General features: G+C 68.5%; 13 protein-coding genes. 9 read left to right on the top strand and 4 right to left on the bottom strand.

The features are described 5' to 3' along the window. Window positions 1–209 precede the first annotated feature (209 nt). The 6 genes from ACLIVD_RS24665 to ACLIVD_RS24690 all read left to right on the top strand — a co-directional run bounded on the left by ACLIVD_RS24665 (window position 210) and on the right by ACLIVD_RS24690 (window position 6,169). The gene (locus ACLIVD_RS24665; protein ID WP_283336605.1) at window positions 210–1,463 is read left to right on the top strand and encodes a multidrug effflux MFS transporter; all 1,254 of its coding nucleotides are present in this window, start codon (window positions 210–212) and stop codon (window positions 1,461–1,463) included. Window positions 1,464–1,469: 6 nt separating this feature from the next. Next, the gene (locus tag ACLIVD_RS24670) at window positions 1,470–2,450 is read left to right on the top strand and encodes a putative antibiotic biosynthesis monooxygenase (RefSeq protein ID WP_283336604.1); all 981 of its coding nucleotides are present in this window, start codon (window positions 1,470–1,472) and stop codon (window positions 2,448–2,450) included. A 96-nt stretch (window positions 2,451–2,546) separates the two neighbouring features. Further along, window positions 2,547–3,197 carry an ABC transporter permease gene (locus ACLIVD_RS24675; RefSeq protein WP_105422827.1) on the top strand — a complete coding sequence of 217 codons (651 nt, stop codon included), beginning with the start codon at window positions 2,547–2,549 and terminating at the stop codon, window positions 3,195–3,197. After that, window positions 3,190–4,416 (top strand): ABC transporter ATP-binding protein, encoded by a 1,227-nt coding sequence (locus ACLIVD_RS24680; protein ID WP_280784824.1) that lies wholly within the window; start codon window positions 3,190–3,192, stop codon window positions 4,414–4,416. Before ACLIVD_RS24675 ends, ACLIVD_RS24680 begins: the two co-directional genes overlap by 8 nt. Next, a complete protein-coding gene (locus tag ACLIVD_RS24685; RefSeq protein ID WP_005247766.1) occupies window positions 4,413–5,186 on the top strand; it encodes an ABC transporter permease in 774 nt (257 codons plus the stop codon). Before ACLIVD_RS24680 ends, ACLIVD_RS24685 begins: the two co-directional genes overlap by 4 nt. Continuing rightward, complete coding sequence (locus tag ACLIVD_RS24690; RefSeq protein WP_283336603.1) at window positions 5,186–6,169, top strand: glycine betaine ABC transporter substrate-binding protein; 984 nt, start codon at window positions 5,186–5,188, stop codon at window positions 6,167–6,169. The genes ACLIVD_RS24685 and ACLIVD_RS24690 overlap by 1 nt, the downstream gene beginning before the upstream one ends. 3 nt (window positions 6,170–6,172) lie before the next feature. On the opposite strand, the gene ACLIVD_RS24695 is transcribed toward ACLIVD_RS24690, so the two are convergent. From ACLIVD_RS24695 to ACLIVD_RS24710, 4 genes are all read right to left on the bottom strand, one after another. Beyond that, window positions 6,173–7,138, bottom strand: a complete 966-nt coding sequence (locus ACLIVD_RS24695; protein WP_283336602.1) for an endonuclease/exonuclease/phosphatase family protein — start codon at window positions 7,136–7,138, stop codon at window positions 6,173–6,175. Beyond that, entirely contained in the window at window positions 7,135–10,149 is a 3,015-nt protein-coding gene (locus tag ACLIVD_RS24700; RefSeq protein WP_491930808.1) for a bifunctional [glutamine synthetase] adenylyltransferase/[glutamine synthetase]-adenylyl-L-tyrosine phosphorylase, read from the bottom strand. The genes ACLIVD_RS24695 and ACLIVD_RS24700 overlap by 4 nt, the downstream gene beginning before the upstream one ends. Before the next feature lie 8 nt (window positions 10,150–10,157). Further along, window positions 10,158–11,498: a type I glutamate--ammonia ligase gene (gene glnA, locus ACLIVD_RS24705; protein ID WP_005247775.1), complete on the bottom strand. Its 1,341-nt coding sequence runs from the start codon at window positions 11,496–11,498 to the stop codon at window positions 10,158–10,160. Between the two features lie 116 nt (window positions 11,499–11,614). Continuing rightward, window positions 11,615–13,183 carry an alpha/beta hydrolase gene (locus ACLIVD_RS24710; RefSeq protein ID WP_491930809.1) on the bottom strand — a complete coding sequence of 523 codons (1,569 nt, stop codon included), beginning with the start codon at window positions 13,181–13,183 and terminating at the stop codon, window positions 11,615–11,617. Between the two features lie 183 nt (window positions 13,184–13,366). Here ACLIVD_RS24710 and panB point away from each other — a divergent pair, with 183 nt between their 5' ends. Genes panB through pip form a run of 3 tightly spaced genes read left to right on the top strand, consistent with a single transcriptional unit; the run spans window position 13,367 to window position 15,710 of the window. Next, entirely contained in the window at window positions 13,367–14,236 is an 870-nt protein-coding gene (panB, locus tag ACLIVD_RS24715; protein ID WP_105422819.1) for a 3-methyl-2-oxobutanoate hydroxymethyltransferase, read from the top strand. Window positions 14,237–14,275: 39 nt separating this feature from the next. Next, complete coding sequence (locus ACLIVD_RS24720) at window positions 14,276–14,737, top strand: hypothetical protein (RefSeq protein WP_283336599.1); 462 nt, start codon at window positions 14,276–14,278, stop codon at window positions 14,735–14,737. Window positions 14,738–14,744: 7 nt separating this feature from the next. Further along, window positions 14,745–15,710 (top strand): prolyl aminopeptidase, encoded by a 966-nt coding sequence (gene pip / locus ACLIVD_RS24725; protein ID WP_283336598.1) that lies wholly within the window; start codon window positions 14,745–14,747, stop codon window positions 15,708–15,710. The last annotated feature ends 1 nt before the right edge of the window (window position 15,711 follow it).

Below are 15,711 nucleotides of genomic sequence, written 5' to 3' on the forward strand. Positions count from 1 at the left end.
GGAGATTCAGCCTACGATGGACGCCGGCCCCCGTCGTGTGGTGCGTCGGTCCCCTGCCGACCGGTCCGGAACCTGCCCGGGCGCCGCAGGCCGCGTCGTATGATCCAGGGAACCGACCACACGGACCGTTGCGGACCGTGCGGTCGAAACCTTTCGGGATACTTGCTCCGTTCTCCAGCCCCCTCGGGTCGAGAAGCAGGTGATGCGGGATGTCAGTGCCCACGACGCCGTCCGGTGTGCCGGTTCCGCGCCGTGTCGTGGTCATTCTGCTGCTGGTGATTCCGCTCAGCCAGATCCCGCTCGACATCTACACCCCGGCGTTGCCGCAGATGGTGCTCGATCTGGACGCGTCCGCCGCAGTGGTGCAGAACACGGTGACCGCCTACATGCTGGGCATGAGTCTGGCGTTCATTCCGGTCGGCCTGATCGCGGATGCGGTGGGCCGCAAACGAACTCTGGTGACCTGCCTGGCGATCCTCGTCGTCACCAGCGTGGGATGCGCACTCGTGCAGAACATCACACTCCTGCTCGGTCTGAGATTCGTGCAGGGTATCGGTGGGTGCGCGTGCCTCGTCCTCGCCTACGCGATCGCCGCCGACTGCTATCGCGGCGCCCGGCTCACGTCCGTGTCCGGTCTCCTCGGGGCTGCGTGGGGGCTGGCACCCGTTCTCGCACCCGCCGTGGGCGGGGTACTGGTGCAGTTCATCTCGTGGCGTCTGGTGTTCGGGCTGATCGCGCTTCTCGCGGCGCTCGCCGTTCCCCTCGTCGTCGCGGGACTGCCGGAGACCCTTCCGCCGGAACTGCGGGCACCGGTCGACGTCGGCGCCGCGGCGCGGGTGCTGGGTGCTGCCCTGCGCCACCGCATCTTCGTGGGGTTCGTGCTCGTGTTCGGATTGATGGCGTCCGCTCAGATGGTCTTCGGTGTCGTCGCGCCCTTCCTGTACCAGCAGATCCTGGGCTTCTCCCCTGCCGCGTACGGTGCGGTGGCGCTGGTCGTGGGCGGCGCGAACCTCCTCGGCGAACTCGCCTGCAGTGCGCTGGCTGTTCGGGTCGGCACCCGCCGGCTCGCGTTCGGCGCGTGGTGGGTGTTCGTGTCGGGCGCACTCGTACTCACCGTCACGGCCGGGCTGTCCGTCGTCACCGCACCGGCCATCACGATCGGTGCCTGCCTCGCGCTCGCCGGATGCGGGGTGCTCTGCCCGCAGATGTACGGGCTGGCCCTCGGACTGTTCACGCGCAACCTCGGACTGATCGGCGGTGTCGTCACGGCGGCCTGCTATCTCGTCGTCAGTGCGGCGATGGCCGTCGCCGGAGTGCTGCCGGAGAACAGCCAGGCACCGCTGGGCTGGCTGTACCTGACCCTGGGCGCGGGAGCAGGGATCCTGCTGCTCCTCACCACGTCCACCCGGCGGTCTCAGGGTTCTCCGCCCGCCGCACCCGCACCACGACCAGAACGGAGGTGACCTCACGTGCCGCATTCACACCCGCGCAGCCCTGCCGCGTCCCCGGTGTCGGTGATCTTCCAACGCCGGATCGACGACGCGAGTTACGCCGACTACGCACGGTGGCAGAAACGCGCGGCGGAGACCCTCGGGACAGTTCCGGGTTTCATCGATCAGGACATCGTGCCGCCGTCGCCGCCCGTGCAGGACGACTGGGTGGACGTGCTGCGGTTCGCCAGCATCGAGGACGCCCGCGCGTGGCTCGACAGCGACCTCCGGACGGAACTCGTGGCGGAGATCAAGCACGCCTTCATCGGCAACGAGGACGTCCACCTGCTCACCGGCGAGCAGACCCGGGAGCAGTCGGCGACGTCGGTGGTCATCTCCTGTCACGTCGACCCCGAGGACGAGTCGGCGTTCATGGACTGGCAGCGCAAGATCTCCGCCGCCGAGGCGGGGTTCCGGGGTTTCCGGGGGCACAAGGTCGAGAGACCGGTGCAGGGGATCACCGAGGACTGGACGATCGTGCTGAGCTTCGACACCGAGGACAACCTGGCGGCGTGGATGGATTCACCCGAGCGGGCCGCCCTCTTGAAGGAGGGTGAGAAGTTCAACAAGAATCTCCGAATCCGAAAAGCGAGCTACGGTTTCGACTTCTGGTTCCGCGGCGCGGGCGGCGACGAACCGCCCCCGGTGCCCGTCGCCCGAAGTAATCTCCTGGCCCTGCTGGTGCTGTATCCACTGGTGGTGATCTGGGGCCATTTCGTCAGCGCACCGTTCATCGAGGCGCACGGGGTTCCGATCGCCGTCGCCCTATTCGTCGGGAACCTCGTCACCACCCAGATCCTCGGCTGGTGGGCCGTTCCGGCGGCGTTCAAGGTGTTCGGGTGGTGGATGGACCCGGCGATCTCCCCCCGCCGGCGGAACCTCGGTTACGCCGTGATGATCGCGCTGTTCGGGATGTCGATCGCCGTGTGCACCCTGCTGTTCATGATCCCGACCACGTAACAGAGTTTCCGATTCACCTGCGCGATGTTCGGGTACATAGCACTGTGAAGGACCGAGGTCTGTTTCACATCGGGAGAAAGGTGTTCACGGTTGGACATGCAGCAACTGTGGGACTTCGTCTCCGCCCGGAAGCAGCAACTGCTCACCGACTCCTTCCTGCACGTCAGCGCAGTCGTGCAGTCGGTGGTGATCGCCACGATCGTCGCGGTGGCGATCGGGATCCTCGTGTACCGCAGCCCGGCCGGCTCCGCGATCGCCACCGCACTCGCGAGCACGATCCTCACCATCCCGTCGTTCGCCCTGCTCGGCCTGCTGATCCCGATCCTCGGACTCGGTGTCGCCCCCACCGTCACCGCTCTCGTGCTGTACGCACTGCTGCCGATCATCCGGAACACCATCCTCGGACTCGCCTCCGTCGACCCCGCGATCACCGACGCGGCCCGGGGCGTGGGAATGAGCCGCACGACGGTGCTGAGCAGGATCGAAATCCCGCTCGCCTGGCCGTCGATCTTGACGGGCATGCGGGTGAGCACCCAGATGCTGATGGGCATCCTCGCGATCGCCGCCTACGCCAAGGGTCCCGGGCTCGGCAACCTCATCTTCTCGGGACTGTCCCGCGTCGGCAGCCCGACAGCGATACCGCAGGCCCTCACGGGGACCGTTCTCATCGTGATCCTCGCCCTCGTACTCGACGGCATCCTCGCCGTCATCGGCCGACTCACCACCTCCAGGGGGATCCGTGACTGACCTCGACGCACCGCACACCAACGGAAGCACCGTCTCGGGAGTGGACATCGTCCTCGAAGACGTCGTCAAGAGCTACCCGGGCCAGGAGAAGGCGGCAGTCGACAACGTGTCGATGCGCATCCCCGCCGGCGAGATCGTGGTCCTCGTCGGCCCGTCCGGCTGCGGCAAGACCACCACCATGCGCATGATCAACCGGCTCATCGAACCGACGTCGGGGAAGATCACGATCGGCGGCAAGGACGCCCTGTCCATCGACCCGGACAAGTTGCGGCGCGGCATCGGCTACTCGATTCAGCAGGCCGGACTGTTCCCGCATCTCACGATCGCGAAGAACGTGGGTACGGTCCCCGGTCTGATCGGCTGGGACAAGAAGAAGATCGCCGACCGCACCGACGAGATGCTCGACCTCGTCGGACTCGAACCCGACCTCTACCGCGAGCGCTACCCCCGGCAGTTGTCGGGCGGTCAGCAGCAGCGCGTCGGGGTGGCGCGGGCGCTGGCCGCCGATCCCCCGGTGCTGCTCATGGACGAGCCGTTCGGCGCCGTCGACCCGATCACGCGCGGACTGCTGCAGGACGAATTGATGCGACTGCAGTCCGATCTCGGCAAGACGATAGTCTTCGTGACGCACGATTTCAACGAGGCGGTCAAGCTGGGCGATCGGATCGCGGTGCTGGGCAACCAGTCGCACATCATGCAGTACGACACTCCGGAGGCGATCCTCGCCCATCCCGCCAACGACATGGTGGCCGGGTTCGTCGGCGCGGACGCCTCCCTGAAGCAGCTGACGCTCACCCGGGTGGCAGAGGTCGAACTCCTCGACTGCCCCACCGCGTACGAGGACGGCTCGGTGGACGATCTGCGGGCGGCGATCTCGTCCCGCAGGATCAAGTGGGGCGTCCTCCTGGACGCGCGGGACCGCCCGACCCGCTGGGTGTCGTTGCGGCATCTGGCCAACGCCACGTCGCTGCGCGACATCGGCGACCCGATCGAGGAGGTGGTGTCGACCCAGTCGACGCTGCAGGACGCCCTCGAGGCGCTCCTCGCGGAGAGCAGTGCGTCGACGATCGTCACCGGCCGGCGGGGCGAGTACCGCGGCCTGATCACGATCGACACACTGGTGACGCACCTGTCCGCGATGCGTGAGGAACACGCGCACGACGACGAGGCCAGCGAGCCGCAGCGGGACGGGGCGAGCGAGGGCGGCACACCGTCATGACGGCCGCCGTCGCCACGAAACCCACCGCACCGGCCGCCCGGCGGTCGGAGCGGGCCCGCTTGCTGGTCCAGCCGATCATCGTCGTGATCCTGGTGGCGGGTGTGCTCGCCTGGGCCTTCAACCGCGAACTCACCGCCACGCAGAAGGGCAGCCTCAACGCCGCCAACATCGCGACCCTGACGTGGCAGCACGTGCTGATCACGGTCGCGGTGGTCGCGATCGTCGTCGTCATCGCCGTCCCGCTGGGGATCCTTCTCACGCGGCCCGGGTTCACCAAGCTGGCACCGATCTTCCTCGGAATCGCCAACATCGGACAGGCCGCACCGGCCATCGGACTCCTGGTGCTTCTCTTCCTCGCGACGGGGACCACCGGATTCTGGATCGGGGTGCTCCCCATCGCGTTCTACTCTCTCCTGCCCGTTCTCCGGAACACGATCCTGGGTCTGCAGGAGGTCGATCCCGCCGTCATCGACGCCGGGCGCGGACAGGGCATGACCGCCGGCCTCGTCCTGCGGAAGGTCGAGTTCCCACTCGCCGTCCCGTACATCCTCGCGGGACTGCGCACGTCGCTCGTGCTCGCCGTGGGCACCGCGACACTCAGTTTCCTCGTCAGCGCCGGCGGTCTGGGAATCCTCATCGACACCGGATACAAGTTGCGCGACAACGTGACCCTGGTGGTGGGAGCCGTGCTCGCGGTCGCGCTCGCGCTGCTCGTCGACTGGTGCGGCGCCCTGGCCGAGGAGTTCCTCGGCCCGAAGGGGCTGCGCTGATGAACCACCTCCGGAAGGCGATCGCCGCGACGGCCGTGACACTCTGCGGAGTCCTCGCCGCGTCCTGCGGCCTCGAATCCGGTGGCGCCCTGCCACTGTCGGTGGAACCGGGCAGCATCCAGCCCGTCCCCGAACTCGAGGACGTCAAGATCACCGTCGGTTCCAAAGACTTCACCGAGCAGGTCACCCTCGGGTACATCATCGAGTTCGCGCTCAGTGCCGCCGGCGCGGAGGTGCGCGACCTCACCAACATCCAGGGGTCCAACAGCACCCGGGACGCCCAGCTCGACGGGCAGATCGACGTCACCTACGAGTACACCGGGACCGGGTGGATCAACTACCTCGGCAACGAGATTCCGATCCCCGACCCGACCGCGCAGTTCGAGGCGGTCCGCGACGAGGACCTCGACAGCAACGGCATGGTGTGGGTTGATCCGGCCCCGATGAACAACACGTACGCACTCGCGATGAGCAGGCAGACCGCCGAGGAAACCGGGATCACCACCCTGTCGGAGTACGCAGATCTGGTCAACCGCGACCCCGCCGCTGCGACGACCTGCGTCGAAACCGAATTCAACGTCCGGCAGGACGGGTTCCCGGGTATGGCCGCCAAATACGGCTTCGACCCCGCCCGCGCGAACCGCCAGATCCTCCAGACCGGCATCATCTATCAGGCCACCGCCGACGGAACGCAGTGCAAGTTCGGCGAGGTGTTCACGACGGACGGCCGCATCATCGCGCTCGACCTGGTGCTGCTGGACGACGATCGCCAGTTCTTCCCGAAGTACAACCCGGCGATCACCATGCGCAAGGATTTCGCCGAGGCACATCCGCAGGTCGCGGAGGTGATGGCCCCGATCTCCGCGGCACTGACCAACGAGGAGATCACCGAACTGAACCGGCGGGTCGATGTCGAGGGCGAGGAACCGGCGGACGTGGCCCGGGACTGGCTGGTGCAGAAGGGATTCGTCACGCTGCCGTGACGGTCAGCTGCCGAGGTCGATCTTCGCGATCAGGCCGCGATGATCCGAACCCGTCAGCACCACCGATTCCACGGACTGCGCCTGCGCTCCGCTCGTGACGATGTGATCGATCGCGATCATCGGCGGCAACGGCTGCCGGTCGGCGGGATAGGTGTTCTGGATTCCGGCACCCACCTGGTCGGCGGCATCGCGGTAGCGTCCGGTCACGAGGTTGCGGTACTTCACGTGGTCGCGGGTGGAGTTGAAGTCGCCGCTGACGATCACGGGTCCCGAGTCGGCGGGGACGGCGTCGAGAACGGCTTTGATGCGGTCCATCTCGCGCGACCACAGCGACGGATCCGACGGCCACGGCGGAACCGGATGGAACGCATACAGTGCCGTGCTCGCACCGTCCGGAAGTTCCACCCGGGCCGACAGCGCGGACAGGACGAATTCCGAGTGGTGGACCTTGTCGGTCAGCGGGTACCGGCTCCAGATCCCGGTTCCCTCGCCGCCGCTGCCGGGCATGAGGAACGAGAACGGCAGGGTCGATTCGATTCCCGCGGCCACCAACCGGTCGACGGCCTCCGGTGTCAGTTCGTTGACGGTGAGCACGTCGACGTCGCGGTCCCGGATCTGCCGGACGAGGGAGTCGGCGTCCGCGTTGCCGAGCCAGATGTTGGCCTGCATCACCGTCAGTTCCGGCCCGGACGCCGTCACCGAACTGTTCGCGACGTACAGCGGGCCCTGCGACAGGGTGGCCACCGCGGCCACCGTCAGCGCCACGCCGAAACCGATCCAGTGCCGGGTGATTCCGAGCAACAGCACCCCGACCGCGGCAACGGCCATCAGGTACGGCGCCGCGGACGCCAGCACGAGCAGGCGCTGGTTCTGGACGTCGAGGAATCTCAGCACGACACCGAACACGCCGACGAGCACCGCGAGCCACCCGAGGGCCGTCAGTGCCCGCACCCCCCAGGTGGCGATCACTCCCCGAAGACTCTCTCCACCACAGCCTTGGCCCGTCGGGTCACCCGCAGGTAGTTGTCGAGGAACTCGCCCGCATCGCCGCCACCCCAGCCGGCGATCTGCGCGACCGCGGACAGCACCCGGCCCGAACCGGGCAGCTGATCGGTGGCCTTGCCGCGGACGAGCACGAGGCAGTTGCGCGCCTTCGTCGCGGTGATCCACGCGTCACGGAGCAATTCGACGTCGGACTCGCTGAGCACCTCGGCCGCGCCGATCGCGTCGAGCGTCTCGAGCGTCGACGTGTTGTGCAGCGACTCGATCTCGTGGGCGTGCCGGAGCTGGATCAGCTGCACGGTCCATTCGATGTCGGCGAGGCCGCCGCGCCCGAGCTTGGTGTGTGTCGCGGGGTCGGCGCCGCGCGGCAACCGCTCGGAGTCGACCCGCGCCTTGATGCGCCGGATCTCGCGGACCGCCTGCTCCGACACCCCGCCCTCCGGGTAGCGGGTCTTGTCGATCATGTGCAGGAAGCGCAGCCCCAGATCGGCGTCGCCCGCGACGTGATGCGCGCGCAGCAGCGCCTGGATCTCCCAGGCCTGCGCCCACTGCGCGTAGTAGGCCTCGTAGGACGCCAGGGTGCGCACCATCGGGCCGCTGCGGCCCTCCGGGCGCAGGCCCGTGTCGACCTCGAGCGGCGGATCGGTGCTGGGCGCGCCGAGCAGGGCCCGCACCTTGTCGCCGATGCTGTTGGCCCACTTGACGGCGACAGTCTCGTCGATCCCCTCGCGCGGCTCGCAGACGAACAGCACGTCCGCGTCGGAGCCGTAGCCGAGCTCGCCGCCGCCGAGCCGGCCCATGCCGATCACCGTGAACGTCGCGGGAGCGGGCGTGCCGAGTTCCTTCTCGCTCGCCTTGGTCACCGCCGCCAGGGCGGCATTGAGCACCGCCGCCCACACGGACGACAGCGCCTTGCACACGCCCTGCACGTCGAGCATGCCGAGGATGTCCGCGGAGGCGATACGCGCCAGCTCGTAGCGGCGCAGAGACCGCGCCGCGGCGATCGCGCGGGCCGGGTCGTCGTGGCGTGCCGACGCCGTCAGGATGCCGCGCGCGACGTCCTCCGGCTTCGACTCGAGCAGTCGCGGTCCGGCCGGCGAATCCGCGAACAGGCGCACGACGTCGGGCGCCTTGATCAGCAGGTCGGGAACGTAGGCGGAGGATCCCAGCACCGTCATCAGCCGCTCGGCGACCGACGCCTCGTCACGCAGCAGCCGGAGGAACCAGGTCTGATCGGTCATCGCGTCCGACAGCCGCCGGTACGCGAGCAGACCCGCATCGGGATCCGGTGTGTCGGCGAGCGATTCGAGCAAGGTCGGCAGCAGCAGCGCCTGGATGCGACCCTTACGGGACGCGCCGCTGGTCAGAGCGGTGAGGTGCCCGAGCGCGTTCTCCGGGGCGGTGTAACCCAGCGCCGCCAGCTGGCGGATGGCCGCGTCCGGGCTCAGCCGCAGCGCCTCCTTGTCGATGCGCGCCACCGATTCGAGCAGCGGCCGGTAGAACAGCTTGGCGTGCAGCCGCCGCACGCGGTGCGAGTTGCGCTTGATCTCCGCGTTCAGAACGCCGAGCGCGTCCTTGCTGCCGTCCGGCCGCATGTGCGCCGCCCGGGCCAGCCAGCGCAGCGCCTCCTCGTCGTCGGCGGGTGGAAGGGTGTGTGTGCGCCGCAGCTTCTGCAACTGCAGCCGATGCTCGAGCAACCGCAGGAACTCGTAGGACGCAGCGAGATTCGCGGCGTCGTCGCGACCCACGTAGCCGCGGGCGGCGAGAGCGGTCAGCGCGTCGATGGTGCTCTGGACGTGCAGGGCCTCGTCCGCGCGCCCGTGCACGAGTTGCAGGAGCTGGACGGCGAACTCGACGTCGCGCAGACTTCCGCGTCCCAGTTTCAGTTCGCGTTCGCGGAGTTCCGGCGGAACCATCTCCTCGACCCGGCGGCGCATCGCCTGCACCTCGGGAACGAAGTCCTCACGCTCCGACGCGGTCCACACCATCGGGCTGAGGGCGTCGACGTACTGCTGTCCGAGCGCGGCGTCGCCGATCATCGGGCGGGCCTTGAGCAGCGCCTGGAACTCCCAGGTCTTGGCCCAGCGCTTGTAGTATGCGACGTGGGATTCGAGGGTGCGGACGAGTTCCCCGCGTTTGCCCTCCGGCCGCAGCGCGGCGTCCACGTCGAAGAAGGCGGAGGAGCCGATGCGCATCATCTCGCCCGCGATCCGGCTGGCGGTGGCGTCGGCGGGTTCGGCGACGAAGACCACGTCCACGTCGCTGACGTAATTGAGTTCGCGGGCACCGCACTTGCCCATGGCGATGACGGCCAGCCGCACGGGACAGGGGGCGTCCGGGCACACGGCTGCGACGGCCACCGCGAGGGCGGCGTTCAGCGCGGCGTCCGCCAGATCGGACAGCTGATGCCCGACCGTCTGGTACGGAAGTACTGGTTCGTTCTCGACAGTCGCCGCGAGGTCGACGGCGGCGAGCAACATCAGCTCGTCGCGGTATGTCTTGCGCAGCGCCGCGATGGCATCGGGTCCGGTGACCTTCGCCCGGTAGAGGTTGGCATCCCGGTGAGTGCCTTCCTCGGGTTCGGCCCCGACCGAGGCCATCATCGTGGCGGTCGCCTCGCTCTTCGACGGGAGCCGGACGTCGCCGGCGAGGATCTTCCACGACGCGGGATCCGCGACCAGATGGTCGCCGAACGCGCTGGACGCACCGAACAGACCGAACAGCCGGCCACGCAGGCCCTTGTCGGTACGGAGCGCCGCATCGAGTTCGGCCCAGTCCTCGCCGAGCCCGTCCTTCAGGCGCACCAGGGTGCGGAGGGCGAGGTCGGCGTTCGCGGCCCGCGACAACGACCAGAGCAGTTCGATGCTGTCTTCACCGACCCACCCCAGATCGCGGAGTTCGGAAGGAGCGGTCGGCTCGACGAGACCCAGACGACCCGGACCGGGAACGGCAGAACGCGCTGCCGGAGGCTTCACCATGCTCTTGCTCACAACCCCAGATACGTCTTGAGTTCGAACGGCGTCACGTGGCTCCGGTACTCCTCCCACTCGCGACGCTTGTTGCGCAGGAAGAAGTCGAACACGTGCTCGCCGAGTGCTTCGGCCACCAACTCCGACTTCTCCATCTCGCGCAGCGCGCCGTCGAGGTTGCCGGGCAGTTCCCGGTAGCCCATGGCGCGGCGCTCGGCCGACGTCAACGCCCACACGTCGTCCTCGGCCTCCGGCGGAAGTTCGTAGCCCTTCTCGATTCCGCGTAGACCCGCGGCGAGGAGCACCGCGAACGTCAGGTACGGGTTGCAGGCCGAATCTGGGCTGCGGATCTCGACGCGACGCGACGACGCCTTGTTCGGCGTGTACATCGGGACGCGGACCAGCGCCGACCGGTTGGAGGGACCCCAGGACGCGGCGGTCGGGGCCTCGCCACCGTGGATCAGCCGCTTGTAGGAGTTCACCCACTGGTTGGTGACGGCGCTGATCTCGTTGGCGTGCTCGAGGATGCCGGCGATGAACGCCTTACCGGTCTCCGACAACTGCATCGGATCGTCCGGGTTGTGGAAGGCGTTGGTGTCGCCCTCGAACAGGCTCATGTGGGTGTGCATCGCCGAGCCGGCCTGATCGCTGAACGGCTTCGGCATGAACGTGGCGCGCACGCCCTCGGCGATCGCGACCTCCTTGACGACGTAGCGGAACGTCATCACGTTGTCGGCCATCGAGAGGGCGTCCGCGTACCGCAGGTCGATCTCCTGCTGGCCGGGGGCCGCTTCGTGGTGGCTGAACTCGACGGAGATGCCCATCGATTCGAGTGCGTCGATGGCGTGCCGGCGGAAGTTGGGAGCGGAGTCGTGGACTGCCTGGTCGAAGTAGCCGCCGGAGTCGGCGGGCTTCGGCGGCGTGCCGTCGATCGGCCCGTTCTCGAGGAGGAAGAACTCGATCTCGGGGTGCACGTAGCAGCTGAAGCCCAGATCGCTCGCCTTGTTCAGTTGACGGCGCAGCACGTGCCGCGAATCCGCCCAGGAGGGCGAACCGTCGGGCATGGCGATGTCGCAGAACATGCGGGCGGAGTGCTGATGCCCCTTGCTCGAACTCCACGGCAGCACCTGGAACGTGGACGCGTCCGGCTTTGCGACCGTGTCCGCCTCGGACACCCGGGAGAAGCCTTCGATCGCGGATCCGTCGAAGCCGATGCCCTCCTCGAAGGCACCTTCCAGTTCCGCGGGGGCGATCGCCACCGATTTCAGGTATCCGAGAACGTCCGTGAACCACAATCGGACGAACCGAATGTCGCGCTCTTCGAGGGTGCGAAGCACGAATTCCTTTTGGCGATCCATGTCCGCGAGAGTAAGCAAAGTTCGTTAAATCTGTGTTACTTCGTTGATTCGACTCTGCCGGAATCCGCATCGTGCCAGCGTGCGGGCACCTCGGTCGATCCCGTCACAGGCGTGGGTCAGCACGTCAGGTCCGCAGCCGGCGCCGCGAGGTCGACCAGATAGTCCGAAACGGCGTCGTCGACGCACGCCTCGCCGTCGAGAACGACGGTGTGCTGAGTGCCCCGGTACGTGACGAGCGAGCCGTTCATCTGCTTCGCCAGATCCACGCCCGCCTGGTACGGCGTCGCCGGATCCTCGGTCGTCGACACGACGACGACCGGCGGGATCCCGGGCGCCGACACCGTGTGCGGCGCGCCCGAGTTCGGCGCGGGCCAGAACGCGCAGACGTCCAGCGGCGCACTGCCGGTGCCCCGGCCGTCGTCGAGGAAGGGCGCCGCCTGGCGGTACCGCACATCCGCCTCCCCGACGACCACGCGGTCGGTGACCGGCGGATCGTCCATGCAGCGGATCGAGTTGAAGGCGTCGTTGAGATTCGAGTACGTGCCGTCGTCGGCGCGCCCCTCGTACAGATCGGCCAGCATCAGCAGCGAATCACCGGTCCCCGTCTGCAAGCTCTCCAGACCGCCGCGGAGCGGGCCCCACAGATTCGGCGAGTACAGGGCCTGCTGGACGCCGGTGATCGCATCGGTGTAGCTGAGTCCGCGCGGGTCGGTGGTCGCGGCCGGCTTGTCGATCAGCGGGTCGACGAGCGCCCGGAACCTCGCGTTCGCCTGCGCCGGGTCGGTGCCCAGCGGGCAGTCCGGCTGCTGCATGCAGTCCGCGGCGAACGCGTCGAACGCGGACTGGAATCCGGCCGCCTGCAGGATCACTTCCTCCGTCGGGTCCTGCTCGGGATCGAGGGCACCGTCGAGGACCATCGCGCGCACGTTGCCCGGGAACGTCTCCGCGTACGTCGAGCCGAGCCGGGTGCCGTACGAGTAGCCGAGGTAGTTGAGCTTCTCGTCACCGAGCACCGCCCGGATGACGTCCATGTCCCGCACCACGTCGTACGTGCCGACGTGCGCGAGGACGTCGACACCGGTCCGCTCCGCGCACTTGTCCGCGTACTCGCGGTTCTCGGCCTCCGTCTGTGCGATTCCGGCGGGACTCATGTCGACGTCGTCGTCCTTGCGTCTCGCGTCCACCTCCGGCGGAGTCAGGCAGGTCACCTCCGGGGTGGACGCGCCGACGCCGCGCGGATCGAAACCGATGACGTCGAACCGCTCCGCGATCTCGGTGCCGTCGGCCACGGACGCCAGCCCGATCCCCGACGCCCCCGGGCCACCGGGGTTCACGAGCAGCGATCCGACCTTGTCGCCGGTCGCCTTCGACCGGGAGACGGCGATCTGAGCGGTGGCGCCCCCGGGGTTCGCGTAGTCGTTCGGCACGGTCACCTTCGCGCAGTCGAGAGTGTCGCCGAGTGGAGACCCGTCCGTGCTGTACCCCTCGCACGAACCCCACTGCAGCTGCTGCGTGTAGAACTCCTCGAGCCCGGCCGGGATCGGTCCGGCCGGAGCCGCCGCGGCCGCCGACGGTTCGGCGACGGCCTCACCGGCGTCCCGTCCGCCTCCCGCACAGCCTGCGACGACAAGGACGACGGCGATGCACCCCGCGAACGCGGCCGGTACCCGAGCACTCTTCGACATAGGACGATCGTGCCAGGGGTTCCGCGCCGGCTGTCCTTCCCGCAGGTCAGAGGACAGTCAGGGGGTGTGACCTATCGCACCCGCGCGAGCCCTTCGCTCCCCCGCGGGCCGGTGGCAGACTGTAGGCGTCATCACCCGCACCCGGGGACCCGTCAAGGGCCTCGAGGCCAGAAAGGGACAACGATGTCCGATAGCAAGTCGTCCGCGAGCACGTCAGAAGATCGGCTCTACGGATCAGCACCATCGCACGACGTTCCCAAGCGCAAGACCCGAACCCACCACCTGCAGGCCATGAAGGCCGAGGGTGAACGCTGGGCGATGCTCACCGCCTACGACTACTCCAGCGCCCGCATCTTCGAGGAAGCCGGGATTCCCGTTCTCCTCGTCGGCGATTCGGCCGCCAACGTCGTCTACGGATACGAGACCACCGTCCCGGTCACGATCGACGAACTCCTCCCCCTCGTTCGCGGCGTCGTCCGCGGTGCGCCGCACGCTCTCGTGGTGGCGGATCTCCCGTTCGGCAGCTACGAAAGCTCCCCGGAGCAGGCCCTCGCGTCCGCGACCCGGTTCATGAAGGAGGGGCTGGCGCACGCGGTCAAGCTCGAGGGCGGCGAGCGCGTCGCGCCGCAGATCGCCGCCATCACCGCGGCAGGCATCCCCGTCATGGCCCACGTCGGGTTCACCCCGCAGAGCGTGAACTCGCTCGGCGGTTTCCGCGTGCAGGGCCGCGGTGACGCCGCCGAGCAGTTGGTCGCCGACGCGATCGCCGTGCAGGAGGCCGGCGCGTTCTCCGTCGTCATGGAGATGGTGCCCGCCGAGATCGCAGGCCAGGTCACCCGCAAGCTCACCATCCCCACCGTGGGCATCGGAGCGGGCGTCGAGTGTGACGCCCAGGTCCTCGTGTGGCAGGACATGGCCGGCTACACCAGCGGCAAGACGGCGAAGTTCGTCAAGCGCTTCGGTAACGTCGGTGACGAGTTGCGTGACGCGGCCGCCGCATACGCGACCGAGGTACGCGCCGGAACGTTCCCGGCGGAAGAGCACAGCTTCTAGGTCGTCCTCGACTCACCGGGCCGGCACACACTCGAGGGGATGTTCATGGGACAGCGACACGTGCACGGCACCGGACGGCGTCACCGCCTGGCCGTGATGGCGGCCGGGACGGTGGCGGCCGCGGCGGTCGTCACGGGGTGCGCCGGCCCCGGCCCCGCACCCGCCCCCGGAAGCACCGCACCCCCGGCACCGGCCACCACGGTGGTTCCCGGCACCGCCCTCGTGCCAGGTGGCGTCACCGAGGCGCAGGCCGCCCAGCTGTGCACCGACCTCGAAGGTCAGTTGCAGAGCTGGCGCACCTACACCCCGACCATCGGCAAGACCGGGTTGAACGGTCTCGTCGGCACCTGGATCGCGCAGAACAACCTCGACGCGCTCGATTTCCTGCAGGACCGGGGCCGGATCGACGTGATCACGACGGCGGCCTGCCCCGGCATCCGGCAGGAGGCGGTAACCGCGCTGGAGATCCCCGATCTGGCGTCCGGCCTGATCGGGTTCTGAGGCCGACGTGACCCAGCTGCGCACCTTGTACCCGCCGCTCGAGCCGTACCAGTTCGGGCATCTGGACGTCGGCGACGGACAGCAGATGTACTGGGAGCAGAGCGGCAACCCCGACGGGAAGCCGGTGGTGTTCCTCCACGGCGGGCCCGGGGGCGGCACCGATCCTGCGCAACGACAGTTCTTCGACCCGCAGGTGTACCGGATCGTACTGCTCGACCAGCGCGGATGCGGTCGTTCCACACCCCACGTCGCCGATGGGGCGGATCTGTCGGTCAACACCACCGACCGTCTCCTCGGCGATGTGGAGTTGCTGCGCACCCATCTCGGCATCGACCGGTGGCAGGTCTTCGGCGGGTCGTGGGGCTCCACACTGGCTCTCGCCTACGCCCAGAAGCATCCCGACCGGGTCACCGAGCTGGTGCTGCGGGGGATCTTCCTGCTGCGCCGCAGCGAGATCGACTGGTACTACAACGGCGGCGCCGGACACCTGTTCCCCGAACTGTGGGAGGAGTTCCTGGCGCCGGTGCCGGAATCGGAGCGGGGTGGCGACCTCGTCGAGGCCTACCACCGGCTCCTGCACTCCGACGATCCCGACGTCGCGACGCGGGCCGCGGTCGCGTGGTCCACGTGGGAGGGTGCGACGAGTTCACTGCTCCCCAAACCGGAACGGGTGGTGGAGACGTCCCAGCCGAGGTTCGCGCTGGCCTTCGCCCGCATCGAGAACCACTACTTCCACAACCGCGGGTTCCTGGACGAGGGTCAGCTTCTCCGGGACGCCGCCGCACTGGACGGCATTCCGGGCGTGATCGTGCAGGGCCGCTACGACGTGGTGTGCCCCGCGACCAGTGCGTTGGCGCTGCACCGGGCCTGGCCGGATTCGCGGCTCGAGATCGTCGACGACGCGGGACACTCCGCGATGGAACCGGGCATCGTGCATCACCTCGTCGAGGCAACGGACCGGTTCCGCGACTGAC

The organism is Rhodococcus sp. G6(2025), from assembly GCF_058628105.1.

Excerpts from the sequence above, each read along its gene's own strand:
- ACLIVD_RS24665 (WP_283336605.1), top strand. The coding sequence starts at position 210 with ATGTCAGTGCCCACGACGCCGTCCGGTGTGCCGGTTCCGCGCCGTGTC.
- ACLIVD_RS24675 (WP_105422827.1), top strand. The coding sequence starts at position 2,547 with ATGCAGCAACTGTGGGACTTCGTCTCCGCCCGGAAGCAGCAACTGCTC.
- ACLIVD_RS24685 (WP_005247766.1), top strand. The coding sequence starts at position 4,413 with ATGACGGCCGCCGTCGCCACGAAACCCACCGCACCGGCCGCCCGGCGG.
- ACLIVD_RS24690 (WP_283336603.1), top strand. The coding sequence starts at position 5,186 with ATGAACCACCTCCGGAAGGCGATCGCCGCGACGGCCGTGACACTCTGC.
- ACLIVD_RS24700 (WP_491930808.1), bottom strand. The coding sequence starts at position 10,149 with ATGGTGAAGCCTCCGGCAGCGCGTTCTGCCGTTCCCGGTCCGGGTCGT.
- glnA (WP_005247775.1), bottom strand. The coding sequence starts at position 11,498 with ATGGATCGCCAAAAGGAATTCGTGCTTCGCACCCTCGAAGAGCGCGAC.
- ACLIVD_RS24710 (WP_491930809.1), bottom strand. The coding sequence starts at position 13,183 with ATGTCGAAGAGTGCTCGGGTACCGGCCGCGTTCGCGGGGTGCATCGCC.
- panB (WP_105422819.1), top strand. The coding sequence starts at position 13,367 with ATGTCCGATAGCAAGTCGTCCGCGAGCACGTCAGAAGATCGGCTCTAC.
- ACLIVD_RS24720 (WP_283336599.1), top strand. The coding sequence starts at position 14,276 with ATGTTCATGGGACAGCGACACGTGCACGGCACCGGACGGCGTCACCGC.